The 20202-nt window shown below is 46.0% G+C and carries 14 protein-coding genes and 3 tRNA genes; 9 read left to right on the top strand and 8 right to left on the bottom strand.

The features are described from left to right. Window positions 1-11: 11 nt before the first annotated feature. A complete protein-coding gene (gene rpoC / locus AACQ42_RS10700; protein ID WP_094166077.1) occupies window positions 12-4214 on the top strand; it encodes a DNA-directed RNA polymerase subunit beta' in 4203 nt (1400 codons plus the stop codon). A gap of 90 nt (window positions 4215-4304) precedes the next feature. Here the strand turns inward: rpoC and AACQ42_RS10695 are convergent, their stop codons facing one another. After that, window positions 4305-4799: an Rsd/AlgQ family anti-sigma factor gene (locus AACQ42_RS10695; protein ID WP_019282811.1), complete on the bottom strand. Its 495-nt coding sequence runs from the start codon at window positions 4797-4799 to the stop codon at window positions 4305-4307. A gap of 180 nt (window positions 4800-4979) precedes the next feature. On the opposite strand from AACQ42_RS10695, the gene nudC reads away from it, so the two are divergent. The 4 genes from nudC to AACQ42_RS10675 all read left to right on the top strand — a co-directional run bounded on the left by nudC (window position 4980) and on the right by AACQ42_RS10675 (window position 8874). Beyond that, window positions 4980-5765 (top strand): NAD(+) diphosphatase, encoded by a 786-nt coding sequence (gene nudC / locus AACQ42_RS10690; protein ID WP_170889804.1) that lies wholly within the window; start codon window positions 4980-4982, stop codon window positions 5763-5765. A gap of 249 nt (window positions 5766-6014) precedes the next feature. Further along, the gene (hemE, locus tag AACQ42_RS10685; RefSeq protein ID WP_010318957.1) at window positions 6015-7082 is read left to right on the top strand and encodes a uroporphyrinogen decarboxylase; all 1068 of its coding nucleotides are present in this window, start codon (window positions 6015-6017) and stop codon (window positions 7080-7082) included. A 101-nt stretch (window positions 7083-7183) separates the two neighbouring features. Next, a complete protein-coding gene (locus tag AACQ42_RS10680) occupies window positions 7184-7822 on the top strand; it encodes a TetR/AcrR family transcriptional regulator (protein WP_013857945.1) in 639 nt (212 codons plus the stop codon). An 89-nt stretch (window positions 7823-7911) separates the two neighbouring features. Then, window positions 7912-8874 carry an acetyltransferase gene (locus AACQ42_RS10675; protein WP_094166076.1) on the top strand — a complete coding sequence of 321 codons (963 nt, stop codon included), beginning with the start codon at window positions 7912-7914 and terminating at the stop codon, window positions 8872-8874. Between the two features lie 37 nt (window positions 8875-8911). On the opposite strand, the gene AACQ42_RS10670 is transcribed toward AACQ42_RS10675, so the two are convergent. The 7 genes from AACQ42_RS10670 to rsgA form a co-directional block, all read right to left on the bottom strand. Continuing rightward, complete coding sequence (locus AACQ42_RS10670; protein WP_231140426.1) at window positions 8912-9997, bottom strand: murein hydrolase activator EnvC family protein; 1086 nt, start codon at window positions 9995-9997, stop codon at window positions 8912-8914. Between the two features lie 221 nt (window positions 9998-10218). Beyond that, entirely contained in the window at window positions 10219-11751 is a 1533-nt protein-coding gene (gene gpmM / locus AACQ42_RS10665; RefSeq protein ID WP_013857941.1) for a 2,3-bisphosphoglycerate-independent phosphoglycerate mutase, read from the bottom strand. Window positions 11752-11907: 156 nt separating this feature from the next. Further along, window positions 11908-12795 (bottom strand): DMT family transporter, encoded by an 888-nt coding sequence (locus tag AACQ42_RS10660; protein ID WP_013857940.1) that lies wholly within the window; start codon window positions 12793-12795, stop codon window positions 11908-11910. Between the two features lie 112 nt (window positions 12796-12907). Beyond that, window positions 12908-14788 carry a methyl-accepting chemotaxis protein gene (locus tag AACQ42_RS10655; RefSeq protein ID WP_094133757.1) on the bottom strand — a complete coding sequence of 627 codons (1881 nt, stop codon included), beginning with the start codon at window positions 14786-14788 and terminating at the stop codon, window positions 12908-12910. 298 nt (window positions 14789-15086) lie between these two features. Further along, complete coding sequence (locus tag AACQ42_RS10650) at window positions 15087-16502, bottom strand: SLC13 family permease (RefSeq protein WP_017048339.1); 1416 nt, start codon at window positions 16500-16502, stop codon at window positions 15087-15089. A gap of 213 nt (window positions 16503-16715) precedes the next feature. Beyond that, a complete protein-coding gene (gene asd / locus AACQ42_RS10645; RefSeq protein WP_013857937.1) occupies window positions 16716-17573 on the bottom strand; it encodes an archaetidylserine decarboxylase in 858 nt (285 codons plus the stop codon). A gap of 175 nt (window positions 17574-17748) precedes the next feature. Further along, complete coding sequence (gene rsgA / locus AACQ42_RS10640; protein ID WP_013857936.1) at window positions 17749-18810, bottom strand: small ribosomal subunit biogenesis GTPase RsgA; 1062 nt, start codon at window positions 18808-18810, stop codon at window positions 17749-17751. A 154-nt stretch (window positions 18811-18964) separates the two neighbouring features. Between rsgA and orn the strand changes: the two genes are divergently transcribed. From orn to AACQ42_RS10620, 4 genes are all read left to right on the top strand, one after another. Then, window positions 18965-19510, top strand: coding sequence for an oligoribonuclease (gene orn / locus AACQ42_RS10635; protein ID WP_010318948.1), 546 nt, complete (start codon window positions 18965-18967; stop codon window positions 19508-19510). Window positions 19511-19686: 176 nt separating this feature from the next. Next, a tRNA-Gly gene (locus AACQ42_RS10630) sits at window positions 19687-19762 on the top strand. 161 nt (window positions 19763-19923) lie between these two features. Continuing rightward, window positions 19924-20000, top strand: a tRNA-Met gene (locus tag AACQ42_RS10625). Between the two features lie 33 nt (window positions 20001-20033). Further along, a tRNA-Gly gene (locus tag AACQ42_RS10620) sits at window positions 20034-20109 on the top strand. Window positions 20110-20202: the final 93 nt, after the last annotated feature.

The raw sequence follows: 20202 nt of genomic DNA, 5'->3' as shown, positions 1-20202 counted from the left end.
AGGAGCTGATTGTGAAAGACTTATTAAACTTTCTAAAAGCACAGCATAAGACCGAAGAATTTGATGCAATCAAAATCGGTCTATCTTCACCTGACATGATTCGTTCATGGTCTTTTGGTGAAGTTAAAAAACCTGAAACGATCAACTATCGTACGTTCAAGCCTGAACGTGATGGTCTGTTCTGTGCGCGTATTTTTGGTCCAGTCAAAGACTACGAATGTCTTTGTGGTAAATATAAGCGTCTGAAACACCGTGGCGTGATCTGTGAAAAATGTGGCGTTGAAGTTACACAAACTAAAGTTCGTCGTGACCGTATGGGCCACATCGAGCTTGCATCACCGGTTGCTCACATCTGGTTCCTAAAATCGCTACCGTCTCGTATCGGTCTGCTAATGGATATCCCTCTACGTGATATCGAACGTGTTCTTTACTTCGAAATGTATGTAGTAACAGAGCCGGGTATGACGGATCTAGAAAAGAGTCAGATGCTTACTGAAGAAGAGTATCTTGACCGTCTAGAAGAGTGGGGCGATGAGTTCACGGCGAAGATGGGCGCAGAAGCGATCAAGGACCTATTGGGTTCAATGGATCTTGTCGCTGAAACAGAGATGATGCGTGAGGAGTTACAAACCACTAACTCTGAAACTAAACGCAAAAAACTGACTAAGCGTCTGAAGCTTGTTGAAGCGTTTATCAGCTCAGGTAATAACCCTGAGTGGATGATCCTGACTGTGCTTCCGGTACTTCCGCCAGATCTACGTCCTCTAGTACCACTAGATGGCGGTCGTTTTGCGACATCTGATCTGAACGATTTGTACCGCCGTGTGATCAACCGTAACAACCGTTTGAAGCGTCTTCTAGAGCTAGCAGCTCCGGACATCATCGTACGCAACGAAAAGCGTATGCTGCAAGAGTCTGTTGATGCGCTACTTGATAACGGTCGTCGCGGTCGTGCGATCACAGGTTCTAACAAGCGTCCTCTGAAATCTCTTGCTGATATGATCAAGGGTAAACAAGGTCGTTTCCGTCAGAACCTACTTGGTAAACGTGTAGACTACTCAGGCCGTTCTGTAATCACAGTAGGTCCATATTTACGTCTGCACCAGTGTGGTCTTCCTAAGAAGATGGCACTTGAGCTATTTAAACCATTTATCTACAGCAAGTTAGAAACTCGCGGCATGGCCACGACGATCAAAGCAGCTAAGAAAATGGTTGAGCGTGAAGAAGCGGTTGTTTGGGATATCCTAGACGAAGTGATTCGTGAACACCCAGTACTACTAAACCGTGCACCAACACTGCACCGTCTTGGTATTCAAGCGTTCGAACCTGTACTGATTGAAGGTAAAGCGATTCAACTGCACCCACTTGTGTGTGCGGCGTATAACGCGGACTTCGATGGTGACCAAATGGCGGTTCACGTGCCTCTAACTTTAGAAGCACAGCTTGAAGCTCGTACACTGATGATGTCGACGAACAACATTCTGTCGCCAGCATCAGGTGATCCGATCATCGTACCTTCACAGGACGTGGTCTTGGGTCTGTACTACATGACTCGCGAAAAAATCAACGCGCAAGGTGAAGGTATGCACCTGGCTGGCCCTAAAGAGGCTGAGAAGGCATACCGTACTAAGACAGCGGCGCTACACGCACGCGTTAAAGTACGTATCACTGAAACCGTTGTTGATGAAGATGGTTACAGCACAACTGAGACTAAGATGGTCGATACGACTGTCGGTCGTGCCATGCTATGGCAAATCGTGCCTAAAGGCCTGCCATACAGCATCGTGAACCAGAAGCTTGGTAAGAAACAGATCTCAAATCTATTAAACGAAGCGTATCGTAAGCTTGGTTTGAAAGATACGGTCGTATTTGCTGACCAAATCATGTACACCGGTTTTGCTTATGCAGCACTGTCAGGCGTGTCAGTTGGTATCGACGACATGGTTGTGCCAGCAGCAAAATACACTGAAATTGCTGAAGCTGAAGAAGAAGTACGCGAAATCCAAGAACAGTTCCAATCAGGTCTTGTTACGGCGGGTGAGCGTTACAACAAAGTTATCGATATTTGGGCGTCTACCAACGACCGTGTTGCGAAAGCAATGATGGATAACCTATCTTCTGAAACCGTGATCAACCGTGATGGCGTAGAAGAACAACAAGAATCGTTTAACAGCATCTATATGATGGCTGACTCGGGTGCTCGTGGTTCTGCTGCTCAGATTCGTCAGCTTGCAGGTATGCGTGGTCTGATGGCGCGTCCAGATGGTTCAATCATCGAAACGCCTATCACAGCAAACTTTAAAGAAGGCCTGAACGTACTACAGTACTTTATCTCTACCCACGGTGCACGTAAGGGTCTAGCCGATACTGCACTTAAAACAGCGAACTCAGGTTACCTGACTCGTCGTTTAGTAGACGTTGCACAAGACGTTGTGGTGACAGAGCATGACTGTGGCACTCAAGAAGGTGTCGACATGATGCCTCATATCGAGGGGGGTGATGTTAAAGTTTCTTTAACTGAACTGGCTCTTGGTCGTGTTGTGGCTGAGGATGTGATGAAGCCAGGCACTGAAGAAGTACTTATCCCACGTAATACTCTGATTGATGAGAAGTGGTGTCAGATTATCGATGAAAACTCTGTCGATAATATGAAAGTACGCTCAGTGGTAACCTGTGATGCGGACTTCGGCTGTTGTGCGCTATGTTACGGTCGTGACCTTGCTCGTGGTCACCTAGTGAACCAAGGTGAGGCAGTCGGTGTTATTGCTGCTCAATCTATCGGTGAGCCGGGTACACAGTTAACGATGCGTACGTTCCACATCGGTGGTGCGGCTTCTACTGCTGCGGCAGAGAACAGCATCCAAGCGAAGAACAAAGGTTCTGTGAAACTTCACAACGCTAAGTTCGTTATCAACAAAGATAAGAAGCTGGTTATCACATCTCGTGCATCAGAGCTGACTATCATTGACGAATTTGGTCGCACGAAAGAAAAACACAAACTGCCTTACGGCTCTGTGTTGAGTAAAGGTGATAACGACGCGGTTGAAGCTGGTCAAACAGTGGCTAACTGGGAAGCGCACACCATGCCAATCATCACTGAAGTGGCTGGTCGCATCCAATTCGTTGATATGATTGATGGTGTAACGGTTTCTCGCCAAACAGATGACCTAACGGGTCTATCTTCAAGCGAAGTAACCGAAGCTGCCGCTCGTCCAGCAGCAGGTAAAGATATGCGTCCAGCTATCAAACTTGTTGATGCGAAAGGTAAAGATGTCATGATCCCTGGTACTGATATGCCAGCTCAATACTTCTTACCGGGTAAAGCGATCGTTAACATCGAAGATGGTGCTGAAGTTGGTATTGGTGACACATTAGCGCGTATTCCACAAAAATCTGGCGGTAACCGAGACATCACGGGTGGTCTACCTCGCGTAGCTGACTTGTTTGAAGCTCGTCGACCAAAAGAGCCTGCGATTCTTGCTGAGCACACAGGTACTGTGAGCTTTGGTAAAGAAACCAAAGGTAAACGTCGTCTAATCATCACTCGTGAGGGTGACGAAACTTATGAAGAAATGATTCCTAAGCATCGTCAACTTAACGTGTTTGAAGGTGAGAAGATCGAACGTGGTGACGTTATTGCTGATGGTCCTGAGACTCCGCACGATATCCTACGTTTACGTGGTATCCATGCTGTAACGTCTTACATCGCTAACGAAGTGCAAGAAGTTTACCGTCTGCAAGGCGTTAAGATTAACGATAAGCACATTGAAACTATCGTTCGTCAAATGCTACGTAAGTGTACGATTACTCATGCTGGCGACTCTGAGTTCCTAGCGGGTGAGCAAGTTGAATACTCACAAGTGAAAGTTGCAAACCGTAACCTAGAAGCCGAAGGCAAACAGCCAGCTCGTTTCGAGCGTGAGCTACTAGGTATTACTAAAGCATCTCTAGCGACTGAATCGTTCATCTCTGCGGCATCGTTCCAAGAGACAACTCGCGTACTAACAGAAGCGGCTGTTTCTGGTAAACGTGATGATCTTCGCGGTCTGAAAGAAAACGTAATCGTTGGTCGTCTGATCCCAGCGGGTACAGGTTTCGCTTACCACCAAGAACGTCAAGCTAAACGTGCGGCACAGCTAAAAGGCCCGTCTGCTGAACAAGCGACAGATAACCTAGCGGCACTGCTAAACGCAGGTTTCTCTTCTGAAGAGTAATCTCAGCGCTGATTAAAAAAGGCACCTTCGGGTGCCTTTTTTGTTGCGCTTAATTAATCTACGCGAATGATTACAGCAAAATATTCAATATTAAGCACCAGGAGGGATAGCCAAGCTGTCCGCGATAAGTTGAATCAAACTATCTTCCACTCCAAAACGCACCTCAATAATTTCACCAATTAGCGAAAGGTCGTTGTCAAAGTTTTCGAGATCATCCTCATCACTCACTGCCGCGTATTTATCTGTAAAATTGAGTAACGGCTCGGTAGTAACAATAATTTTTCCATAAGTCTGATTAATTTCATCGGTGGCTTCAAAGCCGGTTGCACGCCACTTATCCATCACCATATCGTAGATTTTGAAGTGACCTTCGGAAATATAATCCACCAGTTGCTGGCAAAAACGTTGCAGCTCTTCTGGCGAGGGAAGCCCGTTAACATTCGTTTTGGCGGTGCAAGGTTGCAGCGCGGCTAATTTGCAATACTCTACAATTAAGGTTTGTCGCGTGTTTAACCAGTGATCAATAACGTCACTGTAACCGCCCCATTGCTCTTGTGTGCGTTTTAGTTTTTTTAGCATGACCATGCCCTCATGATCGGGTCACAAAGCTGGTGACCGTTTCCTTTGCGTAGGGTTGCACTTCGTAGATACAACTCATTGTCCTTACTAGAATTTATAGAACTAAATTTGGAACGTTACAAATTCTGGTATGAATTTAGATTGCCAGTAAAATGGGGTAACTGCAAGAAGAGAGGTCGCAACATGTTGAAAAATAGTGATACAAAAATCGCTTATTGGTGTGTAGTTTCCGGAAGTGAGATCTGGACCATAAATGGTGAGTTACCGCTAGGATCTGCGGGCGAATATTCCCTGCCTTTAGAAAAAGCGGTGGTGGTAGATAGTTGTGATGGTTACCCAGTGATGTGGGTTAATGATGCCGATCTTGATGGCGAGCGAGAAATGACTTCATTACGCGAATTGTTGCATCTCAAACCAGAACTATTTTTGGCGATCAGCAAGGCGCTTCAATATGGTCACATGAGCCAAACGTTACGTTTTTGTCCACAATGTGGTGGGCGAAATTACCTAAACCATAACCAATTGGCGATGCAATGTTCTGAGTGTCGAACGTTACATTATCCGCGTATCTTTCCTTGCATTATTGTCGCGGTACGAAATCAGGATAAAATTTTATTGGCCCAGCACCCAAGGCATCGTAACGGCATGTACACCGTCATTGCTGGTTTTTTAGAGGTCGGGGAGACGTTAGAGCAGTGCGTAGCACGTGAAGTACTTGAAGAAACGGGGATTCATGTGAAAAATATTCACTATTTTGGCAGCCAGCCATGGGCATTTCCATCGAGTATGATGATGGGCTTTGTGGCGGAATATGACTCTGGCACGATAAAACCCGACTATAGTGAATTGAGTGATGCGCAATGGTTTTTAGCAAGTGCTTTGCCTCCCGTTGCGCCCGAAGGGACGATAGCCAGAGCATTAATAGAGCACACGTTAAGCGAAATCGAGAAAGATTCACTGCCGCATTGCTAAAAAAAACCCTCCGGTGAAGGAGGGGGTAAGTAAGATGTCGTTATGAGATGCCGAGTACAGAGTACTCAGTTTATAATTATAGTTTTCGCTAGCGAACAAATTTTTAACACCGTTAAAGGTTGCTTGCAAATTAACCATTGATTTAAAAGTTAATAACATGATCTCGCTTGCAAAGCACACCGTTTTTGGCGCTTATTCAGTGCTAGAATAACGCCACAAAAAATAACAAGCTTTAAATTGGAAGACGGAATGACTGAATTAAAAAATGATCGCTACTTGCGTGCACTGTTAAAACAACCTGTCGATTGCACCCCTGTATGGATGATGCGCCAAGCAGGACGTTACCTGCCAGAGTATCGCGCAACGCGTGCCGAAGCAGGCGATTTTATGGCGCTGTGTAAAAATGCTGAGCTAGCTTCTGAAGTGACATTACAGCCATTACGTCGCTTTCCATTAGATGCCGCTATTTTATTTTCTGATATTTTAACCATTCCTGACGCCATGGGATTGGGTTTGTATTTTGAAGCGGGAGAAGGGCCAAAGTTTGAACGCCCGATCACTTGTAAAGCCGATGTCGATAAAATTGGCTTACCGGATCCGGAAGGCGAACTGCAATATGTGATGAATGCCGTACGCCAGATCCGCAAAGATCTACAAGGTGAAGTTCCATTGATCGGTTTTTCAGGCAGCCCATGGACACTCGCGACTTATATGGTGGAAGGTGGCAGCTCAAAAGCCTTCACTAAGATCAAAAAAATGATGTACGCCGATCCTAGCGTGCTGCACGCCTTGCTCGATAAACTGGCAGACAGTGTTATTGAATACCTTAACGCACAAATCAAAGCGGGTGCTCAGTCTGTTATGATTTTTGATACTTGGGGCGGAGTACTGACGCCGCGCGACTACAACCTCTTTTCACTACAGTATATGCACAAAATTGTGGATGGTTTAATTCGTGAAAATGAAGGTCGCCGCGTACCCGTCACTCTGTTTACCAAAAACGGTGGCATGTGGCTGGAGCAGATTGCTGCAACGGGTTGTGATGCAGTAGGGCTTGATTGGACCATCAATATTGCCGACGCCAAAGCGCGTATCGGTGACAAAGTGGCGCTGCAAGGCAATATGGACCCTTCCATGCTTTATGCTCCGCATGATCGTATTCGCCAAGAAGTGGCGACCATTCTTGAAGGGTTCGGCCATGGTGGAACGGGCCATGTCTTTAACCTCGGACACGGTATCCATTTAGATGTGCCACCGGAAAATGCGGGCATATTTGTTGATGCGGTGCACGCCTTGTCTAAACCGTACCATCAATAATAGGTTTGCGGTGCCTTATCGCCGATAATGCACCGTTTCTCACTCTCATCCTGTTATTTGATAGGAGCAGGTTCACAGAGGTAAAGAGGTAATAAGACAAGATGAAGACCAAAGATAAGATCGTTTATGCTGCATTAGCGCTGTTTAATGAACATGGTGAAAGAACGGTGACCACTAACCATATCGCAGCACATATCGAAATCAGCCCAGGTAATTTGTATTATCACTTTCGTAATAAACAAGAAATTGTTCGTGATATTTTTGCTCTCTATTCAGCAGAGTTACTCGAACGTTTTCAGCCGATTGCGGCACAGCGCGAAAGCTTAACTCTGTTAAAGCATTATCTTGATTCGATCTTCACTTTGATGTGGAAATACCGTTTTTTCTATGCCAATTTACCGGAAATCTTGCAGCGTGATGAAGTTCTACATGGTGAGTACATTCAAGTACAAGAAAAGCTGCAAACTAATCTCATTAATATTATGCACGCTTTTGTTGAGCTGAAATTGCTATCTGTCGGAAAAGAAGATATGCAATCTTTAGTGACCACTCTCCATATGACGGCCTCGTGTTGGTTGAGTTATCAGTCAGCGATGTTTTCCAAAACGCAGATCACCGAGCAAGTGATTCATCAAGGCATGCTACAGATGATCGCAGTCGTTAAACCCAAAGCAACGGAACAAGGTCTTGAACAGCTTCTATTATTAGAGGAAGGTGTGCGGGCGATGCACGCATCATAATGTGTGCTTAGTTATAACCTTTGAGTATTGTTCTTAATCCTTTGAAGCTGTTAGCTTCTTAGCTATACATCTCTAAGGGTGGTGTTGATATGCACTATGACGTTTTTAACGGTGATGCTGATGGCATCATCTCTCTTCTTCAGCTGCGGCTTGCTTACCCTCGCACGACGACCCTAGTTACTGGGGTTAAGCGTGATATCAAATTGCTCCAGCGTCTTAATCTTCAATCCCGAGATAGTCTGACCGTGTTAGATATTTCGATGGAGAAGAATCAGCGACCTTTACAGCAGGCTCTTGCGGCGGGGGTGACGGTGTTTTATGCCGATCATCACTATGCAGGCTCAGTTCCCGAGACCCCGCTGCTTGACGCCCATATTGATTTGGACCCTAATACTTGTACGGCATTAATTATTGATCAATGGTTAGGTGGTCCGTTCCATGAGTGGGCGATTGTGGCAGCTTATGGCGATAATTTGATTGCTAAAGCGGATACTTTAACGCGCAACGCGGGGCTAACTACCACTCAAGCTGAACAACTAAAAAACTTAGGCACCTTGATTAACTATAACGGTTATGGAGAGACGATAGAGCAGCTTCATTATCACCCCGCTGATTTGTACCAAGCCTTGCTAGTTTATCCTTCACCGTTTGATTTAATGAAGGATGACAACTCCCCTTTTTATCATTTGCAGCACGCTTATGAGCAAGATATGCAGCTTGCTCAGTCGTTAGAGCCTATCTATAAAAGTGCCTGTTTGAGCGTATACGAGCTGCCAGACTGTGCATCATCACAGCGAGTGAGTGGTGTGTTTAGTAATTGGCTAGCCAATCAAGCACCCGCCGCGGCACATATGGTTTTAACGGTAAATTCATCGGGTGGTTATACCGTTTCGCTACGTGCTCCATTAACCAATAAACAGGGAGCGGATAGGTTATGCAGCGCCTTTGCAACCGGAGGCGGGCGAGAAGCGGCGGCGGGTATTAATTCGTTGGATAAAAGACAATTGACCCAATTCATTACTCAAGTAGAAGCGTACTATTCATCACACTAACGCTCGCCCGGATTAACTGGGTGATGAATGTGTTTTGCTAGCGACTGAGCCAGCGTGTTGGGTCTTCGGCTTTACTGTTACGACGAATTTCGAAATAGAGCGCTGGCTGAGATTGACCGCCAGTGTCGCCCGCTAAAGCAATGGTTTCACCAGCGGTGACTTTATCGCCCTCTTTTTTGAGCAAACTTTGGTTAAAGCCGTATAAGGTCATATCGCCTTTGCCATGATCGAGCAAAACCACCAGCCCATAACCACGTAGATATTCAGCAAACACGACCGTGCCAGAATAAACCGCTTTGACGTTTTGACCATAATTGGCGTCAATGACTAGACCTTTCCAGTCAATTTGTCCACTTTGGCGTGTACCAAAAGCATGCAGGATTTTGCCTTTGACTGGCCAAGGTAGCTTGCCTTTTTGCGGCGCTAACCCATCCATTAGCACAGCGTTACGTTTTGCTGCTTTGGCGATTTCCGCTTGTAATCGCGTTTCATTGCGTTGCAATTCCGCTAAGTAGACTTTATCACCGGAAATGCTTTTTTGAATTTTACCCACTGTACTGCGTCGTTCTGACTGCGTTTTTGCCAATGTAGCGCGCTTTTGGGTCTGCTGTTCTAATAGAGAGGCGATTTGGTCTCGTTCAAGTCGCAGCTGTTTTTCACTTTCATTGAGTTCTTTTTGCGTAAGTTCAAGCTGTTGGATGGTTTGGCTGCGTGCCTTCGCCAAGTGTTGGTAATACTGGCTGATGCGATCTTCTTCCACGCCATTATTGAGTATGTTGGATGAGGCTGTCGCTCGCTGAGTGGCGTAATAGGTTTTGATCAGTTGAGCTAATTTGGCGGTTTGCTGTGTTTGTTGTGTTTCTAAGGCCGTGATCTTTTGCTTGAGTTTAGCGATATTAGCGTTGGCCACTACCAATTCTGATTTGGTGTTTTTGATCTGATTTTCTAGACTTGAAATGCCTACTTCTTGCTTTTTAAGCGCATTTTGCAACGAATCGAGCTCTTTTTGTCGATTATTTAACGCTTGCTGCTGACGAGAAATTTCGCCTTTCACCCCTTTTAGCTCTTGTTGTGTGGCAGCCATTAACGGTGAGCTGGAGAGGCAAGCTAGCCCTAACACCATCACTAGGCTAAGTGCATGCCACCAAGTCGTTATAGTAAGTGGGTGTGGTGAAGGCTTGTTTCTCATCCGTTTTCAAGTCTCTATCGACAAATTAGTGAGTCAGTATACTCAAAGCCATCCGCGAGGCGAAAGCCCTATGTCAAAACTTGCAATCAAATCGAGTTCTTGGGCGAAAAAAAGCCTCGATATTTATCGAGGCTCAACATCACGTGGTTGGTGAGTTATTTAAACAACACTTGACCAGACATTTCTGCCGGGATGTCCATGTTCGATAGAGCAAGCATCGTTGGTGCTAGGTCAGAAAGCTTACCACCATCTTTTAGCTTAAGATCTTTGCTACCGACGTAGATAAGCGGCACTGGCAGATTGGTATGTGCGGTATGAATGCCCCCTGTTTCTGGGTTCACCATCATTTCTGCATTGCCGTGGTCTGCTGTGATCAGTAGCTGGCCATCGACTTCTTTAATCGCTTCAACCACTTTTCCGATACACTCATCAAGCGCTTCGCATGCTTTCACGGCCGCTTCGTAAATACCAGTATGACCAACCATATCGCCGTTAGGGTAGTTACAGATAATCGCATCGTATTTACCCGATTTGATTGCCGCAACGAGTTTTTCAGTCAGTTCAGGCGCGCTCATTTCCGGTTGCAGATCGTAAGTTGCCACTTTAGGTGAAGCAACCAATTGGCGCTCTTCGCCTGGGAATTCGTTCTCAACACCACCGTTAAAGAAGAAGGTGACGTGCGCGTATTTTTCTGTTTCAGAGATGCGCAACTGAGTTTTGCCCGCCTTTGATAGCCACTCACCGTAGGTGTTTTCTAGTGATGCTGGTGGAAATGCGCACAGCAGAGGAATGTCGGCGGCGTATTGGGTTAGCATCACAAAGTCAATTGCTGGGAACTTCGCACGTTCAAACCCGTTGAAATCTGGTATGAAAGCGCGAGTAATTTCACGTGCACGGTCGGCGCGGTAGTTCATGAAAATCACGGCATCGCCATCTTCAATCGCAGCAGAGTCTTGGCCTTCAGCTTTGATTTCTGTCGCTTTAACAAATTCATCATTTTCTTCACGTGCGTAAGCGGCTTCAAGGCCTGCTACGGCGGAATCAAAAGTAAATTCTGCTTTGGCTTCAACCAATAGGTCGTAAGCTTTTTGTACGCGTTCCCAGTTGTTATCGCGATCCATGGCGTAGTAACGACCAATCAGTGAGGCGATACGACCTTTACCTAATTTAGAAAATAGGTCTTGGAAGCGTTGCAATGAGGCTTCGGCACTGCGTGGTGGCGTATCACGGCCATCAAGGAAGCAGTGGAGGTAGATTTTCTCAGCGCCACGGGCAGCAGCCATTTCAACGGCAGCGTAGATATGATCTTCATGCGAGTGAACACCACCTGGCGACATTAGCCCCAATAGGTGAACCGCTTTGCCCGCTTTGATGGCTTTATCCATCGCGTTGACTAACACTTCGTTTTGTTGGAATTCACCATCAAGAATTGATTTAGTAATGCGTGTCAGGTCTTGGTAAACAATACGACCAGCACCGATATTGGTGTGACCGACTTCTGAGTTACCCATTTGACCATCCGGTAAACCTACATCCATACCAGAAGCAGAAATCAGAGTGTTTGGGTTGTTTGCAATTAAGCTATCCATGACTGGAGTATGTGCATTGCTGATTGCGTTGTGTGCGTTATCTTCACGGTAACCCCAACCGTCAAGAATTACTAAAGCCATTGGCTTCTTAGCTGACATAGTTATGACCTCGTCAAATTCAAAGTAACTTAAACAGAAATTAGCGTAATTTTACTACACTTTGAAGCGATTGCAGTAGGTTAAGATCAATGATTCTCCCTATCAATGCCTATAAAGGTAGCCTATTGATCAACATCGGTGCCTTTTTAGCGCCATTTAATAAACTAAAATTCCCGTCCCAAGCACGGCAAACAGTGCGCCGCACCAAGCGAAGCGGTTGGGCCGCTGTTTGGTATACATCCATAAAATAGGCAACAACATGATGGGCGTGGTTGAGGAGAGCAGGGCCACCATACCCACGTTGCCTTCACGCAGTGCGTAGAGAATTAACGTCATTCCGACCGCCATCGCAAGAAAACCGTTGATGGCGGTAATGGTAAAAATGGGCAGCGTAATGGCTTGAGTGGCGCGTGCTAATTTTGCACCAGTAGCCAACAGTAAGCAGTGTGCGGTGAAGGCGGTGAGCATTCGAATCGCGGAAGCGGCGATGGGGTCGATCCCCGTTTGCATCACAGGTTTGGCGATGATCCCACCCAATGCTTGGCATAGAGCCGCGATAAGGCCAAGTGCAATGCCAACCCATACTCGGCCTTTAATTGCTTCCAATGCATTATGATTTTGCCCTCGGCGGCCAAAAAAGATGGCCGTTAGAACGCCTGAAAAGACAAAAGTCGCGCCCACTAGCTCTGCATGGCTCATGCTTTCGCTGAATAAAAAATAGCCGAGAATGGCCGAAAAAACGGCATGGCAGGAAAAGAGCAAACCCGCTTGTCTTGGCCCCATGCGATTTAAACACGCAAACAGCGCCGTATCGCCAATGAATATGCCAATCAACCCCGAATACATCATGGGTGTTACCATCTCGCTGTTTACCGTTGCCCAGCCGCCAGTTGCCAGCGCCATGCTCACTAAAATGAGAGAAGTACAGCCCATGCGCCAACGGCTATAAGCAAAGGTTCCTAAATGGCGAGCGGGAGTAACAGACAGTAAACTGGCTACTGCCCAAAGAAACGCGGCAGCAAGCGCGAGCCATTCGTAGCCCATGTAAACATCCTTGAACGAGGGAAGGATCTCAATATGCCTTAAGCGCTAGGGGAAAACAAAGGGAATTTATGGGCTTGCCTCAAGGTGATTAAAAGAGGCAAGCCAAGGGGATTTATACTTTGAAGCGGCGAATATCGTTACGCATGGCTTCTGCCGATAAATGCATTTCATGAGCGCTGTGGCTGCTCTGCTGAGTTTGACTAGCAAGGTCATCAGAAGCGTCTTTGATACCTTGTGTATTGCGGCTAATGTCTTCGCTGACGGCTCGCTGCTCTTCAGCGGCACTGGCAATTTGTAAGGCCATATCATTGATCTCGGTAATGGCTTGCGTGATCCGCACTAAACTGTCGTGAGCTTGTTCGGCATAGTCAACACTGTGGTCGGCCAGTTTGGTGCTGGCTTCCATATTCTCGACCGCATGTTGAGTATTGCGTTGCAAGGTTTCTATCATGGTGCGGATCTCTTCCGTTGAACCATGTGTACGTTGGCTGAGCACACGAACTTCGTCGGCTACCACAGCAAAACCACGGCCTTGGTCACCTGCGCGGGCCGCTTCAATCGCTGCGTTGAGTGCTAACAGGTTGGTTTGTTCGGCAATACTTTGAATGGTGGATAGGATCTGGTTGATACTTTGAGCATTGCTCTCCAACTCTCGGATCACTTTGGCCGCACTATCGACCTGATTGGCTAAGTGAGTAATGGAATCACGATTCTTTTTGATAACCGCCTGCCCGTCATCACAAGCTGAGGCCGATGCCTGTGACGCGCTAGCGGTCAGTTCGGCGTGGCTAGCCACCTCAGCGGCGGTAGCCGACATCTCGTGAATCGCGGTGGCTATTTGATTGACATCATTTTGTTGGTGCTCAACTCGCATGGAAGCTTGAGCAGAAAGGTCATTGGCATCTTGTGCTTGCTGGGAAAGTTGTTGGCTACGGCTGACGATCCCTTTCAGCATCTCCTGCATTTGACTTAAAAAGAGATTCACTTTCTCGGCCAATTCACCGATTTCATCCATGCGTCGAATGTCGATGCGTTGGGTGAGGTCGCCTTCTCCTTGCGCTAATTGCGCTAAAGCGTTCGACAATACCTGCAGTGGTTGCAGTAAGCGGGTTACAACCCAAGTGCTGATGCTGGCGATAATAATGTAGAGTACTAAAGAGGCAATGGCGGTAAAGGTGATCTGCTCAGAAACCGAGGCGTAGGCCATCTCTTTATCCACCACAATGCCCAGCGACCAATCAGTATTCGGTATTTGTGAGACGTAAATCAACTTGTTGCCTTGCTTTGGCCAAACAATAGTATCAACGCGATTCTCTTTAGCTAAGCTGGCCATATGCTGGGAATCTAATTCGTTGTTTAAATTGGTTAAAGGTTTTTGGCTTAAGGCTTCATCTTGATAGGCGACAATATTGTTATTGCCATCAACCAGAAACGCAAAGCCTTGGTTATCGAGTTTAACACTCAGTACCTCTTTAATGAGATTGGTTACGGTTAAATCGGCGGCGAGTACACCTTGCTTTTGACCTTTAAAGGCTTTGGCGAAGCTGACTACGATGCTGCCATCAAAATCTTGGTAGGGTTCGGTAATTATAAGCCCGGATTGTGCCATTGCGTCTTTATACCAAGGGCGCGTTCTTGGATCATAATCACTTGGCCAATCTTCGGTTTTATCACCATAAGCGATGGTGCCATCACTGAAGCCAGCATAGACAGAAAGAAAATCACCGCCTTTTTTGGTGACCAGTAGCGCTTGATCTGCGTTGTCATTACTGGCGATAAAAGATTCATTAGCCAACATCATATTGCTACGGATCCCGAGCCAATCACTGATATAACGGCTGGTGGCGAGACTGACATTTTCCATTTCACTATTGATGGCGTGAGTCGTCTCCTGTTGCAGTTGGCTGACGGAGATCCAAGCTTGTACGCCACTGACTATCGCAATGATAATGGCGATCGCCACTTGAATTTTAAATTTGATGGTATGTCTCATGGGTTATGCCCCTAGAACGGTTTGACAACAGCGTGTCGATAGATCAGAACGGAAAAAAGATGAATTAACGGCTCCTACGCTTAGTTGCAGCGAAATGATGAAGCCGTTCCATGTTTCTTCAGATAAATGAATAAGTAAATCAGAGTAATCCTACGAGAATGTAGCTTTGATTAATATGATCGTGCTCGATTATTGTTCATCTCGTTGATTTGCTTTTACTTAGTTTTAGGCTGGAATGATTCATCTTTGCGACCTGCATTCAGTCTTGACGCTCAATGCAAGTCGCAGTCACCAAAGGTTAGGTTAGTAATAGCGCGGCAGTATAGACAATGCACAAGCCAACAACGCCAATAATCAGACCTGTTTTGGCCATGTCTTTACTCTCAATAAGCCCGGTAGAATAGGCCAGTGAGTTCGGCGGTGTTGAGACAGGTAAAATCATACCCAGTGAGGCAGAAAAGGCGACAACCACTAACAAACTTTGTATACCACCAATACTGGCCAAGCTTTCCATGGATGTGCCAATCGCGGCGGCGATCGGCATGAGTAAGTTAGCGGTCGCGGTATTGGACATGAAGTTTGCCATGATCCAACAAACGAGCGACAGGGTGATGACGACCGAGATAGGCGATAGAGAACTGTAATCAATCGCGTGAGCTAATGCTGAAGCGAGCCCTGTTTTATCTAGCCCAATTCCAATCGCTATCCCGCCAGCCACTAGCCACAAGACGTCCCAGTTGATCTGTTTCAGTTCCTCTTTGCCCATAATGCCGGTGAGTGTAAAAACCGCCAAAGGGATGATGGAAACCACATAGGTGTTCATGCCGTGTAGAGAGGTGGTCATCCACAGCACTATGGTGGCAGCAAAAGTAATGTAGACCACGATTGCACGCCAATTTTTTTGGAATGTTCCGTTTAGTTTTAGCACCATCTGTTTTTCTGAAGAGGGGAACAGTTTTTGTAGCAAAAACCAAGCTAACGTGAGCTGAATAATCACAAACGGCAAGCCCATCATCATCCAAGAAAAGAAATCAATGCTATTGCTTCCGGTGAGATATTGCAGCGCGATCGCATTGGGTGGCGTACCGATAGGCGTGGCAATACCACCGGTGTTCGCTGCAATCGGAATGCAGAGCACTAAGGCTTTGATGCCTAAATCCCCTTTTGGAGCGGAAGCGACGATCGGCCCGAGCAACGCCAGCATCATCACAGTGGTCGCGGTATTGGACATAAACATAGAAAATACCGCAGTGATCAACATTAGCCCCAGCATAATAAAGCGGGGTTGAGTACCAAAAGGTTTGAGTAAAACTCGGGCTAAGTTGTTGTCCAGTTCATATTTAGAAGCAGCAATCGCCAGTGCAAAGCCGCCCATGAACAAGATAATAATCGGTGAAGAGAAAGCGCTGAAAATATCGGTGTACTTCATCAGCTCGCCGATATCATGCCCAGCGGGTGGCGAACGAAAGAGATGCAAGCCTTTATCTGAAATCATCACCAATTCGAGCGCAATGATCAAAATGGAGGTGGCAAATACAGGAACTGGCTCCAATACCCAAAGCAGAGCAGCCAATAAAAAAATAGCCAGTAATCGATGTTGAATTAAGGTTAAGTCATCAATCGGTATTGCATCAATGGGCATCAGTAAAACACCGATGGGCAGCAAAAAGCAGATCGCAAGCTTTATCAGCATTCCCGTATTCATGGTAGGCATATCACATGACCTTCATTAGGTTAACTTGAAGTAACTAGCGTAAATGATATGTGAATGAAGGTCTTAGACGCGGCTTGAAATTTTGAGTTTTAGCGAAGGAATATGCAGCAGCTTTGTTTTTTATCAATAAAGAAAAAAAGCGAAATATCTAGAGGCGTTAGCTCTGAACATGCAGAGCTAACGCATTTTGCAGGGAACATTAAGAGATGGCGATTAACGTTGCTGTGCGTATGGAGTACCCATAACCGTTGTAGCATTGTGTTGCATAGACTCATCAAAGCGAATTTTATCTTTTGCAAACAGGTTGATCACCGTTGAGCCTAGCTTAAAGCGACCCATCTCTTGTCCTTTTTTCAGTACAACAGAGGTATTGCCTTGGGCTGGATAATCCCAGCGATAAACGGTATTGCCGCGCGGAGGCGTGACAGTCCCTGACCAAACTAGCTCAATACTGCCAACAATGGTCGCTCCGACAAGCACTTGTGCCATTGGGCCAAACTCAGTATCAAAAATACACACCACGCGCTCATTGCGAGCAAACAGGTTCGGTACATTTTCGGCGGTTAGTGGGTTAACCGAGAAAAGATCGCCCGGAACATAAATCATTTGACGTAACACGCCATCGCAAGGCATGTGTACGCGGTGGTAGTCGCGAGGTGATAAATAAAGCGTGGCAAATTCGCCATCTTCAAACTCTTGCGCCAGTTTGGCATCACCACCGAGCAATTCTACCGCTGTAAAATGGTGGCCTTTCGCTTGGATCAGCTTGCCATCTTGAATCGGCCCGAATTGACTAACGCAAGCATCGGCCGGATGGGTGATTAAGCTATCACCGTCACTGATTGGCCGAGCATCGGCTTTCAATTCACGAACAAAGAATTCATTGAATGTTTTGAAATGGCTAGGATCTGAATGCAGAGCTTCATCCATGTTGACATTATATTGTTTAATAAACCAACGAATGACTGCAGTGGTTAGACCGCCAGCTTTCGCTGATGCGAGTTTACCCATCAGGCGTGTTAAGCCATGTTGTGGGATCCAGTATTGCAGTCCAACTTTAATTTTATCCATTGTCTCTGATTCCAATGTTAACTGTATGTTCTTCACTTTGGGCGCGAGATGTTACTGAAAAACTCTCACCATGTCAGCAGTTAGTCACCATTGCTTACGGATTATTCGATGGCGACAGATAAAAAATTTATCGATCAAGTCTGCGGACATTTGCCGGGGTAAAACTCGATGCTATTTATAAATCCGCTTTTTTGTTACGCGAATATTGGCGGTTAGCTTTGTTTTCCGACATGCTTTCTAAAATTCGGTGGTAGTTCTCAAAGCGCGTGTTACTAATATCACCTTTTTCCACGGCTTCACGTAGTAAGCAACCCGGATCGTCAGCGTGTTTGCAGTCTCTAAACTTACAGCCGCCTAAGAAGGGACGAAATTCGACAAAGGCTTCAGTGATCGCTTCAGCTTCCAAATGCCATAAACCAAATTCACGCACTCCCGGCGAGTCGATCAAATCACCGCCTGTAGGGATATGATACAAGCGAGCCGCAGTGGTGGTATGTTGACCAAGTCCAGATGCTTGAGAAACTTCACCTTCTTCAATTTCATCTTCCAAATTTGGCATTAATGCGTTCACTAGGCTGGATTTACCGACGCCAGATTGACCAACAAATATGTTGATCCGTCCGCCAAGTTCCGCTTCTAACTCAGCAATCCCTTCACCGCTTTTTTTGCTGACAAAAAGCACTTTGTAGCCAATGCGTTCGTACACACGTAACGACTCTTGATATTGGTTACGCAATTCATCGCTGAGTAAATCAATCTTATTCAGTACCACTAGCGGCGCAATATTCACGGTTTCTGAAGCGATCAAATAACGGTCGATGATATTGAGTGACAGTTCCGGTAGTACGGATGACACAATGACCATCTGATCAATGTTTGCCGCTACTGGTTTCAAACCGTCGTAATAATCTGGACGAGTCAGAACCGATTTGCGCGGTTCAACCGCTTCGACAACGCCAGAGATACCCGCCATCGATTCGAGTCCAGGTCGCCAAATAACACGATCTCCTGAGACCAGCGTTTCAATGCCTCGGCGTAAATTACAGCGGTGGATGGTGTGAGTCTCTAAATCTTCAACATCGGCATGTTGGCCAAAACGAGTAATCACTAACCCAGTTTTTGCGGTGCCGAGCATGGCTTCATCCCACGAAACTGTGTCCTCTTTTTTGAGTCGTTTACTCTGATTATTACGAACGCGTCGTACTTGACCTTTCGTCAGCTTCTTTTTCTTTGCCACGATTATCTACTTCATGATTATGATACGTTTTGATCCAACGTTGAGATTTTACTCAAAATCATACCGTTTGGATCCAATGTCCAAAGGTATCTTGGGGATCTGAATTTGGGTATAGTACCTTTTTTATCTGCAAACCAATATAGGCAACGTATTTATGTCTTTTAGCGATCAAAACTTGATTTGGGTTGATCTTGAGATGACAGGCTTAGACCCTGAAACTCACAAAATTATCGAGATTGCCACCATTGTAACTGATAGTGAGTTGAACATTTTGGCTGAAGGCCCAGTGTTGGCTGTTCATCAATCAGAAGCTGAATTGGCTAAAATGGATGAATGGTGCACCACCACACATACCAAAAGCGGTTTGGTCGAGCGAGTACGTCATGACTCAGTGACACAACAAGAAGCGGTTGAACAGACCATTACGTTTTTGGAAAAGTGGGTGCCTAAAGGTAAATCTCCGATTTGTGGCAACAGTATTGGGCAAGATCGCCGCTTCCTTTATAAACATATGCCTGAGCTGGAAGCCTACTTCCATTACCGTTATGTGGATGTCAGTACGCTAAAAGAGCTGACTCGCCGTTGGAAGCCAGAAGTATTGGATGGCTTTTCTAAGCAAGGTAGCCACCTGGCTTTAGATGATATTCGTGAGTCTATTGCTGAGCTTCAGTACTACCGTAAGACCATATTCAGTATTTAATTTTCAGAACGGCATTTTTTTCTGATGGCGTGTTAACCAGTTTTTGTGATTAATACGCCATATTTGCGTTCTTTTTCGTCAAAAAAAAAAAAAAAAGATTTTTTGCCAGTAAGGGCTTGCATCATAAGAAAATGCTCTTATAATTCGCAGCCCTGAACAACGGAAACGTTGTGAATGCGACACTAGCTCAGTTGGTAGAGCGCAACCTTGCCAAGGTTGAGGTCACGAGTTCGAACCTCGTGTGTCGCTCCAAATTCTTTTCGAAGAAAAGAATAGCGCCGCACAACCTAGTTAAGGTTGAGGTCACGCCTCTTTGTTTAAAGAAAGTGAACCTCGTGTGTCGCTGCACTTTCTCTTGTTAGAAAGTGAACAGGTTTAAGTTTTCATCGTACTTAACGGTGACACAATACGGACGCGGGGTGGAGCAGCTTGGTAGCTCGTCGGGCTCATAACCCGAAGGTCGTTGGTTCAAATCCAGCCCCCGCAACCAAATTTAGATTAAGCGTAAATACGATTAATCATTGCGACACTAGCTCAGTTGGTAGAGCGCAACCTTGCCAAGGTTGAGGTCACGAGTTCGAACCTCGTGTGTCGCTCCAAATTCTTTTCGAAGAAAAGAATAGCGCCGCACAACCTAGTTAAGGTTGAGGTCACGCCTCTTTGTTTAAAGAAAGTGAACCTCGTGTGTCGCT

It is taken from the genome of Vibrio sp. V12_P9A6T4 (assembly GCF_963874835.1).
Taxonomy (GTDB): domain Bacteria; phylum Pseudomonadota; class Gammaproteobacteria; order Enterobacterales; family Vibrionaceae; genus Vibrio; species Vibrio anguillarum.
Note: the sequence above shows the minus strand (reverse complement) of the source record. Positions and strands in the feature narration are given on the sequence as shown.